The 22,383-nt window shown below is 49.9% G+C and carries 16 protein-coding genes and 1 other RNA gene; 10 read left to right on the forward strand and 7 right to left on the reverse strand.

Going from position 1 to position 22,383, the window contains the following annotated elements; translation table 11 throughout:
• Window positions 1-33: 33 nt before the first annotated feature.
• The 8 genes from HMPREF0673_RS07685 to HMPREF0673_RS07720 all read left to right on the forward strand — a co-directional run bounded on the left by HMPREF0673_RS07685 (window position 34) and on the right by HMPREF0673_RS07720 (window position 10,530).
• Entirely contained in the window at window positions 34-1,182 is a 1,149-nt protein-coding gene (locus HMPREF0673_RS07685; protein WP_007900475.1) for an AIR synthase-related protein, read from the forward strand.
• 233 nt (window positions 1,183-1,415) lie between these two features.
• Window positions 1,416-2,528: a peptide chain release factor 1 gene (gene prfA, locus HMPREF0673_RS07690; RefSeq protein ID WP_007900479.1), complete on the forward strand. Its 1,113-nt coding sequence runs from the start codon at window positions 1,416-1,418 to the stop codon at window positions 2,526-2,528.
• Window positions 2,529-2,554: 26 nt separating this feature from the next.
• Window positions 2,555-3,382 (forward strand): orotidine-5'-phosphate decarboxylase, encoded by an 828-nt coding sequence (pyrF, locus tag HMPREF0673_RS07695; protein ID WP_007900485.1) that lies wholly within the window; start codon window positions 2,555-2,557, stop codon window positions 3,380-3,382.
• A 163-nt stretch (window positions 3,383-3,545) separates the two neighbouring features.
• Window positions 3,546-4,583: a UDP-3-O-(3-hydroxymyristoyl)glucosamine N-acyltransferase gene (gene lpxD, locus HMPREF0673_RS07700; RefSeq protein ID WP_007900489.1), complete on the forward strand. Its 1,038-nt coding sequence runs from the start codon at window positions 3,546-3,548 to the stop codon at window positions 4,581-4,583.
• Window positions 4,584-4,601: 18 nt separating this feature from the next.
• Window positions 4,602-5,987 carry a bifunctional UDP-3-O-[3-hydroxymyristoyl] N-acetylglucosamine deacetylase/3-hydroxyacyl-ACP dehydratase gene (locus HMPREF0673_RS07705; protein WP_007900493.1) on the forward strand — a complete coding sequence of 462 codons (1,386 nt, stop codon included), beginning with the start codon at window positions 4,602-4,604 and terminating at the stop codon, window positions 5,985-5,987.
• A 63-nt stretch (window positions 5,988-6,050) separates the two neighbouring features.
• Complete coding sequence (gene lpxA / locus HMPREF0673_RS07710) at window positions 6,051-6,821, forward strand: acyl-ACP--UDP-N-acetylglucosamine O-acyltransferase (RefSeq protein WP_040596668.1); 771 nt, start codon at window positions 6,051-6,053, stop codon at window positions 6,819-6,821.
• 224 nt (window positions 6,822-7,045) lie between these two features.
• Window positions 7,046-7,954, forward strand: a complete 909-nt coding sequence (miaA, locus tag HMPREF0673_RS07715) for a tRNA (adenosine(37)-N6)-dimethylallyltransferase MiaA (protein WP_007900498.1) — start codon at window positions 7,046-7,048, stop codon at window positions 7,952-7,954.
• A gap of 89 nt (window positions 7,955-8,043) precedes the next feature.
• The gene (locus tag HMPREF0673_RS07720) at window positions 8,044-10,530 is read left to right on the forward strand and encodes a transglycosylase domain-containing protein (protein WP_007900506.1); all 2,487 of its coding nucleotides are present in this window, start codon (window positions 8,044-8,046) and stop codon (window positions 10,528-10,530) included.
• Between the two features lie 157 nt (window positions 10,531-10,687).
• Here the strand turns inward: HMPREF0673_RS07720 and HMPREF0673_RS07725 are convergent, their stop codons facing one another.
• From HMPREF0673_RS07725 to gyrA, 5 genes are all read right to left on the reverse strand, one after another.
• Window positions 10,688-11,962, reverse strand: a complete 1,275-nt coding sequence (locus tag HMPREF0673_RS07725; RefSeq protein ID WP_007900508.1) for a hypothetical protein — start codon at window positions 11,960-11,962, stop codon at window positions 10,688-10,690.
• 287 nt (window positions 11,963-12,249) lie between these two features.
• Window positions 12,250-12,846 carry an HU family DNA-binding protein gene (locus tag HMPREF0673_RS07730; protein WP_040596657.1) on the reverse strand — a complete coding sequence of 199 codons (597 nt, stop codon included), beginning with the start codon at window positions 12,844-12,846 and terminating at the stop codon, window positions 12,250-12,252.
• 285 nt (window positions 12,847-13,131) lie between these two features.
• Window positions 13,132-14,334: a hypothetical protein gene (locus HMPREF0673_RS07735; protein ID WP_040596658.1), complete on the reverse strand. Its 1,203-nt coding sequence runs from the start codon at window positions 14,332-14,334 to the stop codon at window positions 13,132-13,134.
• A gap of 73 nt (window positions 14,335-14,407) precedes the next feature.
• On the reverse strand, window positions 14,408-15,583 hold the full coding sequence (locus tag HMPREF0673_RS07740; RefSeq protein WP_007900520.1) for a tetratricopeptide repeat protein: 1,176 nt from the start codon (window positions 15,581-15,583) through the stop codon (window positions 14,408-14,410).
• A 92-nt stretch (window positions 15,584-15,675) separates the two neighbouring features.
• Window positions 15,676-18,204: a DNA gyrase subunit A gene (gyrA, locus tag HMPREF0673_RS07745; protein WP_007900522.1), complete on the reverse strand. Its 2,529-nt coding sequence runs from the start codon at window positions 18,202-18,204 to the stop codon at window positions 15,676-15,678.
• 396 nt (window positions 18,205-18,600) lie between these two features.
• Between gyrA and HMPREF0673_RS07750 the strand changes: the two genes are divergently transcribed.
• Window positions 18,601-19,641 (forward strand): TerC/Alx family metal homeostasis membrane protein, encoded by a 1,041-nt coding sequence (locus HMPREF0673_RS07750; RefSeq protein WP_007900526.1) that lies wholly within the window; start codon window positions 18,601-18,603, stop codon window positions 19,639-19,641.
• 31 nt (window positions 19,642-19,672) lie between these two features.
• Here HMPREF0673_RS07750 and rnpB read toward each other — a convergent pair.
• Both rnpB and HMPREF0673_RS07755 read right to left on the reverse strand, forming a co-directional pair.
• Window positions 19,673-20,056, reverse strand: an RNA gene (gene rnpB / locus HMPREF0673_RS13405) — RNase P RNA component class A.
• A 96-nt stretch (window positions 20,057-20,152) separates the two neighbouring features.
• Entirely contained in the window at window positions 20,153-20,833 is a 681-nt protein-coding gene (locus tag HMPREF0673_RS07755; RefSeq protein WP_007900534.1) for a porin family protein, read from the reverse strand.
• A 284-nt stretch (window positions 20,834-21,117) separates the two neighbouring features.
• Between HMPREF0673_RS07755 and HMPREF0673_RS07760 the strand changes: the two genes are divergently transcribed.
• Window positions 21,118-22,314, forward strand: coding sequence for a sugar transporter (locus HMPREF0673_RS07760; protein WP_007900535.1), 1,197 nt, complete (start codon window positions 21,118-21,120; stop codon window positions 22,312-22,314).
• The last annotated feature ends 69 nt before the right edge of the window (window positions 22,315-22,383 follow it).

Genomic DNA, 22,383 nt, shown 5'->3' on the forward strand with positions numbered 1-22,383 from the left:
AAAACTCACAATATGGACACATCTAACAGATACATGATGCGCGGCGTAAGCGCAGCTAAAGAAGACGTACACAACGCCATCAAGAACATCGACAAGGGTCTCTATCCGCAGGCATTCTGCAAAATTATCCCCGACATCCTCGGTGGCGACCCCGAATACTGCAACATCATGCACGCCGACGGTGCTGGCACAAAGTCGTCGCTCGCCTACATGTACTGGAAAGAGACTGGCGACCTCAGCGTATGGAAGGGCGTGGCTCAGGACGCTATCGTTATGAACACCGACGACCTGCTCTGCGTGGGCGCAGTGGACAACATTCTCGTTTCGAGCACTATCGGACGCAACAAGATGGTTATCCCGGGTGAGGTTATCTCGGCTGTAATAAACGGCACCGACGAACTCCTCGAGGACTTGCGCAAAATGGGTGTAGGCGTTTACGCTACAGGCGGTGAGACAGCCGACGTTGGCGACCTTGTGCGCACTATCATCGTTGACTCTACCGTTACTTGCCGCATGAAACGCAGCGATGTCATTGACAACGCAAACATCCGCCCTGGCGACGTAATCGTAGGTTTGGCTTCATTTGGTCAGGCTACATACGAGAAGCAATACAACGGCGGTATGGGTTCTAACGGACTCACCAGCGCTCGCCACGACGTGTTCTCGAAGTATCTCGCCGAGAAGTATCCGGAAAGCTACGACCACGCTGTACCAGAGGAACTCGTATATAGCGGCGGCTGCCGTCTTGACGACAAAGTAGAGGGTGCACCGGTCACAGCCGGACAGCTCGTTCTCTCGCCGACACGCACATACGCTCCTGTCATCAAGCGTCTGCTCGACGAGCTGCGTCCGGAAATACATGGCATGGTTCACTGCACTGGCGGTGCACAAACCAAGGTGCTGCACTTCGTTGGCGAGAATTGTCGCGTAATCAAGGACAACATGTTCCCTATTCCACCGCTGTTCCGCCTCATTCAGGAGCAGAGCCACACCGACTGGAAGGAGATGTACAAGGTGTTCAACATGGGTCACCGCATGGAGATTTACGTACGTCCAGAGGTTGCTGAGCAGGTTATTGCAATAAGCAAGAGCTTCAACATCGACGCACAGATCGTAGGACGCATCGAAGAGGGCGAACGCTCGCTCCTCATCAAGTCTGAATACGGAGAGTTCGAATATTAGTAAGAAGTTGTTATGTTGAGGTGGTGAGGTGGTGAGATAAGATGGTGATGTGGTGAGATGTTGAGGTGTTGACATATCTCACCATAACAACACCACAACATCTCAACACCTCAACGCCACAACACCTCAACATCTCAACATAACAACACCACAACACCTCAACATCTCACCATAACAACACCACAACACCTCACCATAACAACATAACACCATCTCAACATTAAATTTGACAAATGGCAGAAAACAATAATATATTAGAAAAACTCGACGGACTGGAGGCACGTTATGAGGAAGTATCAACCCTCATTACCGACCCTTCTGTAATCGCCGACCAGCAGCGTTACGTGAAACTGACAAAGGAGTATAAAGACCTTGAGGACATTATGAAACTCCGTCAGCAGTATATCAATTGTCTTAACGGCATTGCCGAGGCTAAGGATATCATCATGAACGAGCAGGATGCGGAGATGAAGGAGATGGCACGTGAGGAGCTCGCCACAAACGAAGAACTCCAGCCAAAACTCGAGGAAGAAATAAAGATAGCTCTTGTACCGAAAGATCCAGAGGACGCAAAGAACGTACAGATGGAGATTCGTGCCGGTACGGGTGGCGACGAGGCTTGTCTCTTTGCTGGCGAAATATTCATGATGTACAAGAAGTACTGCGAGTCGAAGGGCTGGACAGTGTCTGTCACAAGCGAGAGCGAAGGTGCTGTAGGCGGTTTCAAGGAAATCTGCTTCGCAGTAAGTGGCGACAACGTGTACGGCACACTGAAGTATGAGTCGGGCGTTCACCGCGTACAGCGTGTGCCGGTTACCGAGTCGAACGGACGTATGCAAACCTCTGCAGCAACCGTAGCCGTACTTCCTGAGGCAGACCCATTCGAGGTAAATATCAACGAGGGCGAAATCAAGTGGGACCCCTTCCGCTCTTCAGGCGCAGGTGGACAGAACGTAAACAAGGTCGAATCGGGTGTACGTGCCCGCTATATGTGGAAGAACCCTAACACTGGCGAGGTTGAGGAAATTCTCATCGAGTGTACCGAGACCCGCGACCAGCCTAAAAACAAGGAGAGAGCACTTGCACGTCTGCGTACATACATCTATGACAAGGAGCACCAGAAATACGTTGACGACATTGCCAACCGCCGTAAGACTCTCGTCTCTACCGGCGACCGCTCTGCAAAGATACGTACATACAACTTCCCACAGGGCCGTGTCACCGACCATCGTATCGGCATGACCGTGTACGACCTCCCAGGCTTCATGGGCGGAAACATCCAGCAGATGATTGACGCACTCACCGTGGCAGAGAATGCGGAGAAGATGAAAGAGAATGAATTGTAAGAATCAATTTATAAAAAACAATTACTATGAACAGATCAGAATTAGTAAACCAGATAAAGACAAAGCGCTCATTCCTCTGCGTAGGTCTTGACACCGACTTGAAGAAGGTGCCGCAGCACATCCTCAACGACGAGGATCCAATCTTCGCTTTCAACAAGGCCATCATCGACGCAACCGCCGACTACTGCGTGTCGTACAAGCCTAACCTCGCATTCTACGAGGCGTTCGGCGTGAAGGGACTCATCTCTTTTGAGAAGACCATCAAGTACTTGAAGGAGAATTATCCCAACCACTTCATCGTGGCTGACGCAAAGCGTGGCGATATCGGCAACACAAGTGCTATGTATGCTCGCACATTCTTCGACGAGTACGATGTCGACTCGCTCACCGTGGCTCCGTACATGGGCGAAGACAGCGTAACACCATTTCTCGGCTACAAGGACAAGTGGGTTATACTGCTCGCTCTGACCAGCAACAAGGGTAGCCACGACTTCCAGCTCACAGAGGGCAAGGACGGTGAGCGTCTGTTTGAGAAGGTACTACGCACATCTCAGCAGTGGGGTGACAAGGAGAACATGATGTATGTTGTAGGTGCTACTCAAGGCCGTATGTTCGAGGATATCCGCAAGATTGTCCCCGACCACTTCCTGCTCGTTCCTGGTGTTGGTGCTCAGGGTGGTTCGCTTGAGGAAGTATGCAAATATGGTATGAACGCTGACTGCGGACTACTCGTCAACAGTTCACGTGGCATCATCTACGCTTCTAACGGCGAAGACTTCGCCACCGTCGCAGCAGAGAAGGCAAAGGAACTGCAGATACAGATGGATGCAGAACTGAAAAAACACGGCATTTAAAGCCTTGCACATGGCTTTTTTCGCCAAAACTGATGTATTTTCAGACAAAATTGAGAAATAAGTATTGTTAAAAAGCATAATGTAAATTTATTTTCTTACATTTGCAACATCTATAGAAAACTATCATCTATATATTTGCAAGAATAACATAGAAAAGACAGAAATGGAATTTACAGCAGAACAGATAGCGAGCGTTATTGGCGGTCGCATAGAGGGCAACAAGGATGCCAAAATCAACACCTTCGCAAAGATTGAAGAAGGTGTTGAGGGTGCTATTTCTTTCCTCTCTAATCCGAAATACACACATTATATCTACGACACGAAGTCGTCTGTAGTGATTGTCAACAACGATGTGGAACTTGAACATCCCGTTCAGGCTACACTGATACGCGTTGACAACGCATACGAGTGTATTGCCAAACTGCTCCAAATCTACGAAGCAAGCAAGCCTAAAAAGACAGGCATAGCTCCACAAGCATACGTCTCACCGACAGCAAAGCTCGGCAAGGACTGCTATGTAGGTCCGTTCGCATGCATCGGTGACAACACCGTTGTAGGCGACAACTGCCAGATCTATCCTCACGCTGTCATCGGCGACAACGTAAAGATGGGCAGCGGTTGTCTCATCTACCCCAACGCCACCATCTATCAGGGCTGTAAGCTCGGCAACAATGTGACACTTCACGCTGGTAGCGTAATCGGTTCAGACGGATTCGGCTTCGCTCCTAACGCCGATGGTTACGACAAGATACCACAAATAGGCATCGTAACAATCGAGGACAATGTAGAAATTGGTGCAAACACTTGCGTCGATCGCTCTACTATGGGCTCTACCTTCATCCGTAAGGGTGTGAAACTTGACAACCTTGTGCAGGTTGCTCACAACGTAGAGATTGGCGAAAACACCGTGATGTCTGCACAAGTAGGCATTGCGGGTAGCACAAAGGTTGGCTCATGGTGTATGTTCGGCGGTCAGGTAGGCTTGGCAGGACACATCACAATCGGCGACCGCACACTCCTCGGCGCACAGTCGGGCGTACCGGGCAGCTTGAAAGGCAACGAAGAGCTCATCGGCACACCACCAATGCCACAGCGACAGTACTTCAAGTCGCAGGCAGTGTTCCGCCGTCTACCCGATATGTACAAAGACTTGAACGACCTGAAGAAGGAGATGGAGTTGCTCAAGAACAACGAAAAATAAACAACAAACAATATAATAATGTCAAAACAAAAGACACTCAAAGGCAGTTTCTCTTTGTGTGGCAAAGGTCTGCACACCGGATTGAGCCTAACCGTCACGTTCAATCCCGCACCCGAGAACACTGGCTATAAGATACAGCGCATCGATCTCGATGGTATGCCTGTCATACAGGCTATCGCCGAGAACATTATAGACACACAGCGTGGCACCGTTTTGGGTAAAGGCGACATACGCATCTCTACAATAGAGCATGGTATGGCAGCCCTTTATGCTATGGGCATCGACAACTGTCTTATTCAGGTGAATGGTCCTGAGTTCCCTATCCTTGATGGTAGTGCAGCACTATATGTTGACAAAATCAACGAGGTGGGCATTGAAGAGCAGAACGCTCCTAAGGATTGGTACATCATTCGCCACAAGATTGAGGTGAAGGACGAAGAGACGGGTTCGTGCATCACCATCCTTCCCGACGAGGAGTTCTCGCTCACAGCTATGTGCTCGTTCAACTCAAAGTTTGTCAGCTCACAGTTTGCCACACTCGACTGCATTGATAAGTTCGCTACAGACATAGCTCCTGCGCGCACCTTCGTATTCGTACGCGACATTGAGCCGTTATTGAAGGCTAACCTCATTAAGGGTGGCGACCTCGACAACGCTATCGTTATCTACGAGATGCAGACCACACAGGAGCGTCTCGACTCCTTGGCAGACATGATTAACGTGGAGCGTCGCGACGCTACAGAGTTAGGTTACATACAGCACAAGCCACTCGTATGGGACAACGAGTGCACACGCCACAAGTTGCTCGATGTAATCGGCGACATGGCACTCATCGGCAAGCCTATCAAGGGACGCATCATCGCTACCCGCCCTGGTCATACCATCAACAATAAGTTTGCACGTCTCATGCGTCGCGAAATTCGTAAACACGAGATTCAGGCTCCTATTTACGATCCTAACGAGGCACCGCTGATGGACAACATCCGCATTCGCGAACTTCTTCCGCACCGCTATCCGATGCAACTGGTAGACAAAGTGATTAGTCTCGGTGCTACAAGCATCGTAGGCGTGAAGAACATCACCGCCAACGAGCCGTTCTTCGTAGGCCACTTCCCACAGGAGCCAGTGATGCCAGGTGTGCTTCAGATTGAGGCAATGGCACAGTGTGGCGGTCTGTTGGTACTCAACACGCTCGAAGAGCCAGAGCGTTGGTCTACCTACTTTATGAAGATTGACGACGTGAAGTTCCGCCAGAAAGTAGTTCCGGGCGACACGCTTCTCTTCAAAGTTGACCTGTTGGCACCGCTACGTCATGGTATCTCATCGATGAAGGGATACGTATTCGTTGGCGACCACGTAGTGTCGGAGGCTACATTCACAGCACAGATTGTTAAGAACAAGTAATTAATAAGTTGACGAGTTGACATGGCAAAGAGTCAACTCGTCAACTTAAAACATATAATCAAGATGAATCAAATCAGTCCTTTAGCATACGTACATCCCGAAGCAAAGCTTGGCGATAACAATATCATCGGCCCGTTCTGCTACATCGATCGTGATGTAGAAATCGGCGATAACAACGTGATGCAGAATAGTGTTACAATACATGTTGGAGCACGCATCGGCAGCAACAACGAGTTCTTCCCCGGAGCGAGTATCTCTACAAAGCCACAAGACTTGAAGTTCCGTGGCGAGGAGACCACCTGTATCGTCGGTGACAACAACTCTATCCGCGAGAACGTAACAATCTCGCGTGGCACAGCATCAAAGGGCAAAACTGTTGTAGGCTCCAACAACTTGCTTATGGAGAATATGCACGTAGGACACGACTGCAAACTCGGAAGCGGACTGATCATCGGCAACTCTACGAAGCTCGCTGGCGAAGTAGTAGTTGACGACAATGCAATCCTCTCTGGTAGCGTGCTCGTTCATCAGTTCTGCCACATCGGTGGCTACGTGATGGTGCAGGGCGGTTCGCGCTCACCGATGGACATTCCGCCGTACATCATCGCAGGTCGCGACCCTCTGAAGTACTGCGGTCTGAACCTCGTTGGTCTGCGTCGCCGCGGATTTAGCAACGAGCAGATTGACCTAATCCACAACACCTACCGCCTCCTCTACAACACCGGCACACTCAAGGAGGGCATCGAGGAAGTGCGCAAGACACTGCCTATGACAAAGGAAGTGGAGTACATACTCAACTTCGTAGAGAATTCACAGCGCGGAATTATACGATAAAACATAGGAGGGTATGGCATCCCTGCCATACCCACGCCACCTCAAACATTGGAGGGTAGGCACCCCTTAATACATGAGGGTATGACAAAAAGGAATTTAACAAGAGTAACACAGAAGTTAATACACTGCATATCAAATGAATAGAAGTTAACTTCGGGCAAAGCCCCCTACTCCCGTTAAATTCCTTTTTTGCATTTCAATACATTCTAAAACAACGATAAGACATGGCGAAAACACTGATAGTAATACTCGGTCCTACCGGCGTAGGCAAGACAGAGTTATGCCTGCAAGTAGCCGAACACCTCAACATACCAATCATTAACGCCGACTCCCGACAGATATTCGAAGAGATACCGATAGGCACCGCAGCCCCCACCCCCGAGCAGCGTGCCCGTGTGAAGCATCACTTCGTTGGCACACACCATATCGGTGACTACTACAGTGCATCGATGTACGAGAGCGACGTGATGCAACTGCTCACCTCCGACCTCTTCAAACGCTACGACACAGCACTCCTCACCGGTGGTTCGATGATGTATATCGACGCCGTATGCAACGGCATCGACGACATACCCACCGTCGACGACGAGACGCGCGATTGGATGAAACAACGCTTAGCTGACGAAGGACTGGAGCGATTAGTAGCCGAACTGAAGCTGCTCGACCCTGAGCATTGGGCCATCGTCGACCGCAATAACCCACGCCGCGTTGTCCATGCCCTTGAGATATGCCACTGCACTGGCCAGACCTACACATCGTTCCGAAAGAGCGAGCGCAAGGAACGCCCGTTCAATATCATGAAGATTGGTCTGACACGCCCACGTGACGTGCTTTATGAGCGCATCAATGCCCGCGTTCTCAACATGATTGACAGCGGACTCGAGCAGGAAGCACTCGCCGTATACCCACAGCGCACGGAGAACGCCCTTAACACCGTGGGCTACAAAGAAATGTTTGAATACCTCGACGGACTGACCACGCTCGACGAGTGCATCTTCAAGATACAAAGCAACAGCCGGCGCTACTGTCGTAAGCAACAGACGTGGTTCAAACGCGATGCCTCCATACATTGGTTCTGCCCCGACAACATTAAAGAAATCATAAATTTCATAGATACAACCCTTGTAGGTTAAGCAAAATATGTACTTTTGCATAACATAATAATAATCAATAACACACAGCATGTCGCAGACATGCGCAACTTGAAACAACCACAACAAAGATGAAAAAAGTAAAGCCCATTCTCATCTGGTGTCAGAAGAAGGTGCGCACCTTCTTCACATGGTATCGAAACCTCTACAGAGGTCGCAAATGGTACACCAAGACACTCATAGGCATTGCATCATGCATCGTTGCCTTCTTTCTCTACCTTGGAGCCGTAGACATCAACTTCCTTTGGCTCTTCGGTAAGTCGCCAGGCTTCAGTGCTATTAAGGAAGCTGTAACCAGTGAGGCTTCCGAAATATACAGCGACGACGGTGTGCTCATCGGCAAATACTTCAACGAAAACCGCACACCAGTAGAGTACGAAGACGTGAACCCTGCTTTCTGGAAAGCACTCATCGACACCGAGGACGAGCGTTTCTACAAGCACCACGGCATAGACTACACCGGACTTGTAGGTGCCGTAAAGGACGCTGTGCTACATCACGACGCACGTGGTGCATCCACCATCACGCAGCAGCTCGCCAAGAACATGTTCCGTATGCGTACCAACTACTCCACCGGACTGCTCGGCAAGCTGCCCGGTGTGCGTATGCTCATCGTGAAGTCGAAGGAGTGGATTATAGCCACAAAACTCGAGATGACGCATAGCAAGAAGGAGATACTCACCATGTACGCCAACACCGTCGACTTCGGCAGCAACGCCTTCGGCATAAAGACCGCAGCCAAGACCTACTTCAACTGCTCACCGAAAGAACTCACCGCCGAACAGGCAGCAGTACTCGTCGGAATGCTCAAGGCTACCACCTACTACAACCCCATCGCCAACCCGAAGAACTCGCTGCGCCGACGCAACATCGTGCTCAGCAACATGGTACGCCATGGCGATTTGACACGTGCCGAGTACGACTCGATTTCGCAAATCGATATCGAACTCAAATATAGCGTTGAGAGCAACTACGACGGCACAGCACTCTACTTCCGCGAGGCGGTTGCCGATGAGCTACGCAAATGGTGCAACGACAACGACTACGACCTCTACACGTCTGGTTTGAAGATATACACCACCATCGACTCGCGTATGCAGAAATACGCCGAAGAGGCTGCCATAAAGCAGATGAAGCAAGTGCAGCGCAACTTCAATAACCACTGGGGCAATCAAGAACCATGGCAGGACGAACGCCACAACGTCATCCCGGGCTTCATCGAGGGCATTGCCAAACGACAGCCAGTGTACAAGTATCTGCTTGCACGCTTCCCGAACAACCCCGACTCTATAGAGTACTACCTCAACCGACCGCACAAAGTGAAGCTCTTCGACTACGAGCAGGGCACTATAGAGCGCGAGATGTCCACAATGGACTCCATACGCTACATGGTTCACTTCATGCACTGCTCGTTCGTAGCAATGGAACCACAGACAGGTGCCGTGAAAGCATGGGTGGGCGACATCGACTTCAAGTCGTGGAAGTACGACAAGGTCACTGCCATGCGCCAGCCAGGCTCTACCTTCAAGCTCTTCGTCTACACCGAAGCTATGAACCAGGGACTCACACCGTGCGACAAGCGCCGCGACGAGTACTTCTCGATGAAAGTGTTCGACAAAGCGCAGAACAAAGAGGTAACATGGGCACCGACCAATGCCAACGGCTACTTCACTGGCGACTCTATACCTCTTAAGGCTGCCTTCGCACGAAGCATCAACTCTGTAGCCGTGCGCCTCGGACAAGAGATGGGCATCACGCGCATCGCCGAAACTGCACACAAGATGGGCATCGAGAGTCCGCTCGACGAGACCCCAGCCCTCGCACTCGGCTCAAGCGATATCAACCTCCTCGAGCTTGCCAACGCCTATAGCACCGTCGCCAACGACGGCAAGTACGTGAAACGCGTACTCGTAACACGTATTGTCGACCGCAACGGTAAAGAGGTGTACAAGGCTCCGCTCAACGAAGAGCAAGTAATCCCGTACAAGAGCGCGTTCCTCATGCAGCAAATGCTCATGGGCGGCACACGCGAGCCGGGCGGCACATCAATGAGCCTCAACGGATACGTAGGCAACTTCCGCGACACCGACTGGGGTGGCAAGACCGGTACGTCAAACAACCACTCCGACGCATGGTTCATGGGTGTCAGCCCGAAACTCGTCGTAGGCGCATGGGTGGGTGGCGAATACCGCTGCATCCACTTCCGCACCGGCGCACTCGGACAGGGCTCACGCACCGCACTCCCCATCTGCGGCTACTTCCTGCAGTCGGTGCTGGGCGACCCGGCATTCGCAAAGTATCGCACCAAGTTCGGCAAACCGAAGGACGACGACATCACCTCCGCAATGTACAACTGCCAGAGCTACTACATGCGCGAGAAGAACGACTCTACCAATACCGACAGCATACACGTCGAAGAAGAGATCGTGCTCGACGAGAATGGCGCACCAATAGAACGCCACTCAGCTACCGAACCAACAAAAGAAGGCTCGCCCGAGCAGCAACCTAATGCGCACAAGCATCCCAAGGAAGAAGTCGTGAACTTCGACGACCTGTAACTCTCTACTCTGAGCATCTGTATTGATATACAATGTATCTATACTGATATATAATAAATGTGGGCATGGCGAAAGCCATGCCCACATTGCTTTTTATCGTCAACGCTTCGGCATTCTTCTATTATTTTTCAGTCACTCATGGTTATTGAACCGTTTTTTAATATTTACCTGTACCATTACAATATTTGCACTTACCAGTGCCACTACATGTGCGGCAGTATCCATTATTACAATAAATGCATTTTCTACCCATAGTTCCGATACCTGTTCCTGCGCATCGTGCACATTTACCCCTTAAGCAATTTGTAGCTGTACACTTGCCGGTTCCATAACATCCAGTACATTTTCTACTTCCACCATCAGAACCTCCAGAACCACCAGAACCTCCAGAACCACCAGACCCACCTCCACTATAGGTTGGCTCTTGCCTCAGAGTGTATTGCAACAATGACCCGTCATTCTTGCTAAATGTGTATGTGAACGTTTTGACATAACCAGATGTATTAGCGTTAGCCGTAACATTTAGTTTCCAATCTTTACCCCCAGAGTATTTATTTGTATAGAGCATTGTCCAATTAACACTCTGCTCTGATGGATATCTTACATTAATATTATTATTATCTTTATTATATACCAAAAAAGCTACAGTTCCCCCATTGGCTGGAATTTCTGAAGGTGGTACAATTTCAAATGTCATTCCCTTAGATTCTTGATATATCTTCACATCTATGCTCGACACTCCATTCCCTTTGCTATCGAGAGCGGTTAATCGAATTATCGCACTGCGTGATTCTGACATATCATTCCTATTGAGTTCAAATGTAAGTGAGGCTTTGTTTCCATATTGATTTACCGCATAATTCAACATCATGTTGCTATAATCAACGACATCACTTATCTTGATTTGCATTTCCTCAAAATAGTCTTTATGCCATAAGAATCTACTCGTTATATCAATTGAATGTCCAGCAGTTTCACTTCCATACCGATATACATCACCATTATATGTATCATCATTGCCGGCATCCAATGTTAGTATTCCTATGGGATTCTCCTGTCTATTAAGTAAAAATCTATCGTTATTGTCGGAATCAATGCCAACAAGCATCTTGCCATTTATTTCAACGTTTGTGAGCACATCTGTTTTTCCATCATACATCATTTTGATTGTTTTGTCCTTTTCCGAATACTCATACCGAAATGTCCACAAATCTTGCTCTACATCTTCGGTGTGCTCACAACCAATACCTGTTCCATCACTTTTGAAGACATAGACGTCATCATCGTCAACTGTCTTCCATGTTCCTACGATACCACTATTATTTTCACCATTGCCACTTTCTTCATCATCATTATCACTACATGATGCAAGCGGAATTAATCCTATAATAAATGAGAATAGGACTAATAAATTTAAATACTTCTTTTTCATAAGTTTTGTGTTTTTAGTTAATACTCATAATTACGCAACGTTATTATATGAATTATAATAATGCAAAGATAGTGTTTACATTTTGTTCGTGCAATACAAGTATTTAACGATAGTGCCTAAACATACTTATAGGTGGAATAAGTGGTTGAAATTTGCACTTAAGTGGTTAGTATTACCCCAGTTCGGGATAACCGAGTGTCTTTGACCATATTATTAATTTTACCGGACAGCAATAATTAAAAATAATTAATCAACAACGTGAGTTCGACTAATTCTCATTCCAAACCTCACGCCTTAATATACACGGGCGCATTCCGTGCGCCTTCTCTCCTTATCACGCCCTGCTCCACGAAACGCTTCAGCCACTTGCATGCAGCCGTTTCGCGCAGCCTAAACTGGCGTTGCATCGTGCGACAGGTGATGAAATGGTTCGCGGAGAGGTAATCCATCAGAAGCGAGAGCAGCTGCTTCTCCTCGTACACCACCGACTTCGACGTGAGGCGCGCACGACGAAAACGCACCTTGCTGCCCACTTCCTGCAAGAGCGAAGCCTCTGGTCGGAAGTTGATGTTGTGCAGACGCAGGTCGCCACTACTCACCTTCTCCACCGCCTTGCCATCGGCATCGAGCTTCACGGAGAGAGAGAAATAGCCCACATTAGGAATGTAGAAGCGGTGTCCTTGCGAGAGTTCGCGCACCATCTGTTCGCGCAACTCCGACAGTGTTGCCTCTATATCGCCTTTCTTCAGTGTACTGTTGTCCTGTATCAGATGCTCCAACTGCTGCGCCGTCATTGGTGAGCCTTCAAAGATACGTGCGAAATGGCGTGCTGTTCCGCTGCCTTGCGAATTGCTTAGTGTGTGAATTTCGTAATTGATACTCATGTTTTTCTTTTTGTTAAGGTTAATATTATCTGTCTATTGTGCTTGCAAAATTACAATTCTGCGCAAGCGAATGCAAGTAAAAGAGCAAGTTTTTTCATCCGCGTCGGTCGATGCGGACATCTGCGCCGGTCGATGCGGACATCTGCGCCGGTCGATGCGTATCACGATAGCGATACAAAAAATCCCTCAACAAGGAACGTTTACAACTTGAAACATCACTTGTTGGGGGATTAATCTATAGTTTATCCTCTTTTAATGGGAAACTCTCATCGAGCTACCTTTGCGTTATAGCGATTTGATAATTGCGTCCATCTCCACAAACTCCTTACCCATGTTGAGGTTGAGGTAGATAGTGTAGAGCGGCATTGCCCACAAATCCTTGCGTGTTGGGGCAAGCTTGCGGTATGTCTGCATGTACTTCAACGAATTGCGATAGAATTCGAGCATTTTGGCGCGCTCGGCGCGTGTGTGTTTCGGCGCGTTGTCTATCTTCACCGCCTGGTTGAAATAAGCCAAGCCAGCGTTGAGATAAGCATCCGCAAGACTGTCGTCGAGGGCGATGATAGCATCGCAGAGCTGTACGCACTCGTCGTAGCGTTGCATGGTGAGCAGCACTGCGCTCTTGGCGAGCATTGCAACTTTGCTCTTTGCGTTGATGGCAAGCGAACGATTGCAAAGCGTGAGTGCCTGTGTGGTGTCACCACGTTGGAAACGATAGTCGAACAGATGGGGAAAGAAGTACTCAGATACCGGATTTTTGTCGAAGCCCTTCTCAAGCGTAGACACATAACCGATGGTGTCGCCTTGCGCACGATAGGTGTCGGCTACGTACTGTAGGGTGAGTTGCAGGCGTGCGGTGTCAGCCTCTGCCAAGTCTTTATAGCGCAGAGTGGCGACATGGTCATTGGCGCGATAGCCACTATAGAGGGCGTAGAATGCTGCTGAAGGCAGACGCTTGTCCTTTGTGGTGTAGTCGTAACTCTGAAAGAGTGGTTGCTCGGCGCAGTCGATGTAAGCCGAAAAGAGCGTGAACGCACGTTGATAGTTCTGCTTATTGAGAAAGAAGGAGCCTCCGGTGTAGAGGTTCTTGCGATAGGCGTCGAGGTATTCGGCGTTCTTGCGACGATACTTCAGCTGCACACGTCCGTTCTCGTTGGGCTGGGCATCAACAGAGTCGAGGCCTTCGAGCACACCGAACATACGGTAGGCTGCCTCGAAGAGCTTTGCGGTGTCGGTCGACTGCTTGAGATACATCTGTTCGTTCACATCCTCATACTGCTTTTTTACCGCATCGAACAAGACAAGCCAAATCTTCTCGTTGCTCCTGTTGTCAGGATTGGCGAGCAGCGTACGCATCGAAGCCTCAGTTTCAACCGCCTTTCCAGCCTTTATTGCCGCTTTGGCTTGTGCCATCTCCTTCTTTTGCGTTGTTGCGGAAGCGAATGTGGCGAACACAAGCAATGTGACTAAGAATAGTTTTCTGAACATTTTATCCCGATTACAATCCACGGCATGTCCCACCTTATAATATATAGACAGTGGGACATGCCGCATGAGTTAATTAGTTTGCGCCGTTAAGACGTTCCAAGTTGTAGTTGGTATTGTCGAGCATGTACGACCAGTTGGCACGCTGCTGACCTGGGTCGAGGTCGCGTGCCTTCTCGAAGCACTGCTTTGCTTGCTCGAAGAGGCTCTTCATCTGTGCAGCATCCTGCAGCTGAGCAGCCTTGTTGTTGTAGCAGAAGCCGAGGAAAGTGAGTGCGAGAGCGTCGTCCTTAGCAGCAACAGCCTTCTGCAGAGTAGCGATTGCCTCATCCCATTTGGTTGCATTCATCTGTGCCTGACCCTTCACGAGGTTAGCCATGAAGTCGTTAGGATTAACAGCGAGGCGCTCAGCGAGGATAGCGTCCTGCTTGTCCTGCATACCGAGTGCACCGTAGAGCGGAGCAAGTACAGAGAAGATGCTCTCGTTTTCCTTGTCCTTGAGGTAGAGAGCCTCTACGTTCTTCAGACAACGCAGCGAGTCTTCCTTAGTCTTCATCTCCTGCTGCATAAATGCAACCTTAACACCGAGTGCTTCCTTGTAAGAAGCTGTATCGTTGAGGGCTACGTCGCAATACTGATTTGCCTTGTCCATATCCTTCAGCTGATAAGCCAGACGAGCTGCGATGAGGGCTACGTTGCCGAGGTACTCGTCGCGTGTAGACTTGTCCATGTCTGCGAAGAGAGGTGCTGTGTAGCTGTCTACGTATGCTGCGAAGTACTTGTAAGCTACGGTCTGGTCGTCGCCCTGAAGGCAGTCCTGACCTGCTATTACGAACTGGATGCGGTTAGGCCATATGCGGTTAGCGTTCTTCTTGCGGAACTTAGGAGCCACCTTGCCCTTAGCGTTAGGGAGCTGGTCGTACTTGTCGCACTCGATGGCGTTGTTAAGACCATTGAGGAGAGCGTCAAACATGCCCTGCTTGTCGTAGGTCTTATCGCTCTTCTGACCCATCTGCTCGAGAGTCTGAATCTCTACAGATGCAGCGTTCTCCTTGTTGAACTTGTCGAACGAGATGTCGACGAGCTTGTTGTAACCCTTAGCCTTGTCTTCGTTGCTGAGCGAAGAGAGACAAGCGTTGAGACCGCTCTGTGCCTCAGCGTAGTCCTTTGCCTTGAGAACAGTCTTGATGTCCTGTGCAAATGCAGATGTGGCAGTTACTGCCAGCAATGCTGCTACAAATAATTTCTTCATAATTTTGAGTTTTGAGTTTTGAGTTTTTGAATTATATAAGCCGAACTAAGCCTCTCTAAGCTTTTCTAAGCCTTTCGCCATTCTAAGCTTTTCTAAGCCGTAGGAGGATTGAGAGGTTGAGAGGTTTCGTCGTCCTTGTCGCCCTCTACATCTGCCTCCTTCTCCGAACTCATCACCTTGCATACGCTTGCGATTACGTCGTTCTTCTTCGAGAGGTTGATGAGGCGCACGCCCTGTGTGGCACGTCCCATGACACGACACTCTGATACGGCGAGACGTATAGCGATGCCGCTCTTGTTGATAATCATGAGGTCGTTGTCGTCGGTGACGTTCTTAATGGCTACAAGGCGACCGGTCTTCTCTGTGATAGAGAATGTCTTCACACCCTTACCGCCGCGGTTTGTCTTGCGGTAGTCTTCTACCTGCGAGCGCTTGCCGTAGCCGTTCTCAGACACAACCATTACGGTCTCTGTCTCGGCGTTGTTCACAACAATCATACCTACCACCTCGTCGTCGCCCTCGTCGAGCTTCATACCGCGCACACCAGTAGACACACGACCCATTGTGCGTATAGAGTCTTCGTCGAAGCGCACGGCACGTCCGTTGCGGTTGGCGAGGATAATCTCGTTCTTGCCGTTGGTGAGGCGCACGTCTACCACCTCGTCGCCCTCAACGATATTGATGGCGTTGACACCGTTGGTACGCGGACGCGAGTAAGCCTCAAGGCTTGTCTTCTTCACCGTACCGTTCTTCGTGGCGAATACTACGTAGTGCGACTTCACGAACTCCTCGTCGTTCAGTCCACGCAGACGCAGCAGAGCATTGACAGAGTCGTCGGGATCGATGTTGAGCATGTTCTGGATGGCGCGACCCTTGAAGTTCTTGTCACCCTCCGGTATCTCGTAGCACTTAAGCCAGTAGCAGCGGCCCTTGCGTGTGAAGAACAGCATGGTTTGGTGCATTGTAGCCGGGTAGATATACTCGGTGAAGTCCTGCTCGCGTGTGCGTGCTCCCTTCGAACCTACGCCACCGCGCGACTGCTCGCGGAACTCGCTGAGCGGTGTGCACTTGATGTATCCCATGTGCGACACGGTGATTACGACGGGGTCGTTCGGATAGAAGTCTTCGGCGTTGAACTCGTGCTCGAAAGGCTTTATCTCTGTGCGGCGCTCGTCGCCGTACTTCTCCTTCACCTCCTGCAGGTCGTCCTTCATCACCTTCTTGCAGAGTTCTGGATCGCTAAGTATCTGCTCGAAGTAAGCTATCTGACGCTCCAACTCCTCAAACTCGGCGTGCAACTGGTCGATGCGCAGGCCGGTGAGCTGAGAGAGACGCATGTCAACGATTGCCTTAGATTGCAGTTCGTCGAGTTCGAAACGCTTCTCAAGGTTGCGCTGAGCGTCAGACGGAGTCTCCGATGCGCGGATGATGCGCACCACCTCGTCGATGTTATCGCAGGCGATGATCAAGCCTTTGAGGATATGGGCACGCTCCTGAGCCTTCTTGAGGTCGTACTTTGTGCGGCGTATTGTCACGTCGTGACGGTGCTCCACGAAGTACTTCACGCACTCCTTCAGCGTGAGCAGGCGTGGGCGTCCGTTTACAAGAGCGATACTGTTGACTGAGAACGACGACTGCATAGCGGTCATCTTGTAGAGCTTGTTGAGGATTACGTTGGCGTTGGCATCGCGCTTCACGTCGACAACGATACGCATACCCTGACGGCCCGACTCGTCGTTGACGTTAGAGATGCCCGTAATCTTGCCCTCCTTAACGAGGTCGGCAATGCCGGCAACGAGGTCGGCTTTGTTCACGCCATAAGGTATCTCGGTCACAACAATCTTGTCGTGAGTGTCGCCACTCTCTATCTCCGACTTTGCACGCATCACGATACGTCCGCGACCTGTCTCGTAAGCCTGGCGCACGCCCTGCAAGCCATAGATATATGCGCCTGTAGGGAAGTCGGGTGCCTGAATGTACTGCATCAGTCCGTCGGTGTCGATATCCGGATTGTCGATATATGCACAGCAGCCGTCGATAACCTCGCAGAGGTTGTGTGTAGGCATGTTGGTAGCCATACCCACAGCGATACCGTTGCCGCCGTTCACAAGAAGGTTCGGTATCTTCGTAGGCATAACCGACGGCTCGGTGAGCGTGTCGTCGAAGTTGGGATCCATGTCTACAGTATCCTTCTCCAAGTCGTCCATGATGTGCTCGCCCATCTTCGAGAGGCGGCACTCGGTGTAACGCATGGCAGCTGGAGAGTCGCCGTCAACCGAACCGAAGTTACCCTGTCCGTCCACAAGCATGTAGCGCATGTTCCAGCTCTGTCCCATACGGACCAAAGCGCCATAGACAGACGAGTCGCCGTGTGGGTGGTACTTACCGAGCACCTCACCAACGACGCGCGCACACTTCTTATAAGGGTTGCTGCTTGTGTTGCCGATACCGAGCATACCGTAGAGGATGCGGCGGTGTACCGGCTTAAATCCATCGCGAACATCAGGGAGGGCACGAGCCACAATCACCGACATACTATAGTCGATGTACGACTTCTTCATCTCCTCCTCAATGTTGATTTTCTGAACTCTGTCCAGATCAATTGTTTGATTTTCGTCCATTGATTTTTATAATAATTATTTCTTACTTCATTTTAGAGAGCGGTTTTCAAACAGAAAATCGCCTCAAATGCCTTTTATTTTCGCTATACGCGATTTTAAGGCTGTCTTCAAGGGTGTAAAATTACAAAAAATATTTGGATTAACATTGCTTAGAGGGCTTAAAAAACGCGTTTTAAGAGATTTTATACCAACACTTCACCAGCTCGCCACCTCACCACTACAACATCAAACCTCACCACTACAACATAAAACCTCACCACCACAACATAAAACCTCACCATCTCACCACAACACCGCAACAACATCTATGTTACAATTCCGTTAAAACCACATTTAAATGTTGTACGTTCGGATTATTAGGTATAACTTTGCACCCCAAACAAACAAAAGTAACACATGTTTCATCTTTCAGAATTTATTTTCTTAGGCGGCTTTATTGTGTTCATAGCCGCAATCCTCGTGCTCGACATGCTCGTTATCGACAAGAAAGCGCATGAGGTATCGATACGTGAGGCAGGCACATGGACTGCCGTTTGGATAACACTCGCACTCGCCTTCTCGGCTTTCCTTTGGTTCAAGGGCGACATGGTGCACGGCATTAGCAGCTTTGCCGACCTTAAAGCCGTGGCATCGGCGTATGCTCCGCACCTAAAGCTCGATCCGTCGGACTTCGAGGCGAGCCTGCAGCAGTATCGCCACTACATGACTATCAGCTACATATCGGGCTACCTCATCGAGAAAACGCTGTCTGTAGATAACCTCTTCGTAATGATGATGATATTCACGGCGTTCGGCGTAGGCAAGAACGAGTATCAGCATGTGCTCAACTGGGGCATACTGGGTGCAATCGTGCTGCGCTTCGTGTTCATCTTCCTCGGTGCGGCAATCATCAGTCGCTTCGACTGGGTGCTGCTGGTTTTCGGAGGCGTACTTATATATAGTGGTGTGAAGATGTTCCTCGACCGCAACAAGAAGGAGGAGATGGACGTTCAGAAGAATCCTATCGTGCGACTGCTCTCCAAAACCGGCCGCATACACACGCAGTTTGAGGGCGACCGCTTCTTTGTGCGCAAGGCAGGCAGATTGCTCTTCACACCGCTCTTCGTGACGGTGCTCGTGATAGAATTCAGCGACTTGATATTCGCTTTCGATAGTATTCCGGCGGTATTCTCGGTGTCGCTCGACCCTTACGTAGTGTTCTTCTCTAACATCTTCGCCATCCTCGGCTTGCGTGCGATGTTCTTCCTCTTAGCAGCTATTGCCGACCGTTTCCGCTATCTGAAAACGGGCGTGTGCGTGCTGCTGCTCTTCATCGGTGCGAAAATGCTCATACATGAATGGGTGGAGATTGACGCTGTGACTTCGCTCTGCATCATCCTCGCCGTGCTCGTCGCAAGCATCGGTGCGTCGCTGCTGCCGCAGCGTAAGAAGGCATAGTATACATGCTTGCAAAAATATAAAAAAAGCGGGAAACAGTGTCTCTATAAGCCGGGTTCTGTTTCTCGCACTGCATTGCTGCGATGCGAGCCTTCTGTCATTTATCTACTACGCAGGTCGCCCTGCGTCTCCAGCATTCTACCCTCCACCGTCACTATGGTCGGACGGGACGCCCTCAAACGATGGTTTACATGAACTTGCAGCCCCCAGATGGTACAGCCCGATGATCGCCCACCGGCTGGTGGTCTCTTACACCACCTTCTCACCCTTACCACACACGAGGCGTGGCGGTTATTTTCTTCTACCGACACCTGCCGTCGCCGACAGCTTCTACTTTCGGAAGTGGGGTTCCCTGTGCTGCCCGGACTTTCCTCTCCTGCGCCTATGCGCAGCAGCGACAGAACCGAGACACTGTTTCCAACAAGATGCAAAGTTACGGAAAATTGCGCACATAGGGCAATTTTCCGTAATTTATTTGAATAAAAGTAGACAATAAGAGTGGTCTACTCCATCAGAAATTAACACCAAAACTGAGCGAGAGACTGCGATTGTGCGATGTGTCGAACTCGTCGTGACAGATATTGGCGAGGCCGAGGTCGTAGGTGAGGTCGGCATAGAACAGGTCGTAGGTTACGCCGCAACCGAAGCGCAAACCGCCATCAAAATGCTTGAACTTGTGCTTCGAGAAAGAATGAACAGCATCACGATCGGCAAAATCCTTCACCTTTCCACCAATGCCCAACGCGAAGTAGCCACCGGCAAGTGGCTGCACCGAGAAGTGCTCGTTTACCTGGAAGCCGTATTTCACAACGATAGGGAGCTCTAAATAGCGCAGACTAAAGGTTTTCTTCTTGCCTTCATATAGATTTTTACCACCCTTCTCCACATACATCAGTCCACCCTCAAGGAATACGGGGGCTTTCGGAGAGAGCTGCATACCAGTAAACACGCCAAAGTTTAGTCCGGTTTTTGTGCTACTTCCGTCAAGCTCCTTTTTGTCAGAATTGACTGTGGTGAACGACGGACCAAGGCGCAGACCCATGTAAACGCCCTCTCTACCGAAGCGGTCGTAACGATTGGCGTACATCGAGAAATCGCGTCCGCCACGATAGTTGTTGCCTTGATATCCCTGTGCCTCCATGGTAAGAACCGAGGTCAATAACGCTATTGCTACAATTAAAAACTTCTTCATTTATAAAAACGTGTTTTGGTTAATGTTGCGAATTTACAACAATTTTGACTAATAACAAGAGTTTTATCCCTATTAATTGTTATGGATTTCCCTATTATGCCACAATTAAAGAATAAAAGAAAAACTTTTAGCATATTGTTCCACGCTTCGGGGTTACGCCGTGTGCTTGATTTAAGTCATATTATGCGAGGTTTCTGTTTTACGACTGCACCGTTAGCTGATTATTTGCGTAACTTTGCAGTATAAAATAAATAAAGGATAACCAGTTATATTTTATTTTCAGGATGCAAAAGAAAGAATCTTTCAGCAGATGGTTGCCCCTTGTAGGGCTTACCTTTGCCGTGTTCGTGTTCAACACCTCAGAGTTTATGCCTATCGGTCTGCTCACAGACATTGCCACCGACCTTAATATCAGCGAGGCTCGCGCCGGACTGCTAATCTCGGTGTACGCCTGGGTGGTTGCGATAATGTCGCTGCCTCTGATGATAAAGGCATCGAAGATGGAGCTGAAGCGGTTGTTGCTGTCCATAATAGCGTTGTTCGTAGTGAGCCATGTAGGGTCGGCATTAGCCGAAGGCTATTACACGCTGATGCTCTCGCGCATCGGTGTGGCTTGCGCCCACTCTATATTCTGGTCGATAGCCTCGCCGCTCGCTGTGCGCACCGTGCCCGACGGAAAGCGTGCCTTAGCACTGAGTGCTATTGCCACAGGTTCGTCGGTAGCCATGGTTGTCGGTCTGCCGTTGGGTCGCGTGATAGGTCTCTACGTAGGTTGGCGAATGGCGTTCATGAGCATCGCCATCATCTCCGCCCTCATATTCGTGTTCATACTCGTGGTGTTTCCAAAACTGCAGAGCCGCGGCAAGTTCGCCTTCAAGCAGCTGCCCGAGTTGCTACACAACCGCGTGCTGGTAGGCGTATTCATTATGTCGGTGCTCTTCGCCACAGCCCATTACACCTGCTACAGCTACATTGAGCCGTTCCTGGGCAAAGTGGCAGCCATGTCGCCCGAAACGGTGACGCTGGTACTCATCGTGTTCGGCGGTTCGGGTATGCTCGGCAGTATAGCCTTCTCAAAGTACTATATGGCTAACCCACGCCGCTTCATACTGGCGGTGACGTTAGGCCCCGCCTTGTGCATGATGATGCTGCAGGCTGCGACTGCGGGCATGGCGTACACCCTCGCGGTCTGCATCTTGTGGGGAGCCATGGCTACGGCGTTCAACATAGCCTTTCAGGACAACACCATACGCTTTGCGCCGGATAACGCCACGTCGATAGGCATGTCTATCTTTTCGGGCATATTCAACCTCGGCATAGGCAGTGGTGCCTACGTGGGCGGACTGGTGGTGAGCCGACTGTCGATAGAATACATAGGCTATGCTGGCGGAGCTATCGGTATCATTGCAACGCTTTACTTGGCGCTGCGCTACTTCCCCAACATGAGGCGCAGGGAGGCGACGGAAATAAAACAAAAGTAAAAAAGGAGGGTTGGTTTTCTAATAGCCGTTAATATGTTAAATTGTAGTGTTAAAATGGGATAAAGATGC

Source organism: Leyella stercorea DSM 18206 (genome assembly GCF_000235885.1).
Lineage (GTDB): Bacteria > Bacteroidota > Bacteroidia > Bacteroidales > Bacteroidaceae > Prevotella > Prevotella stercorea.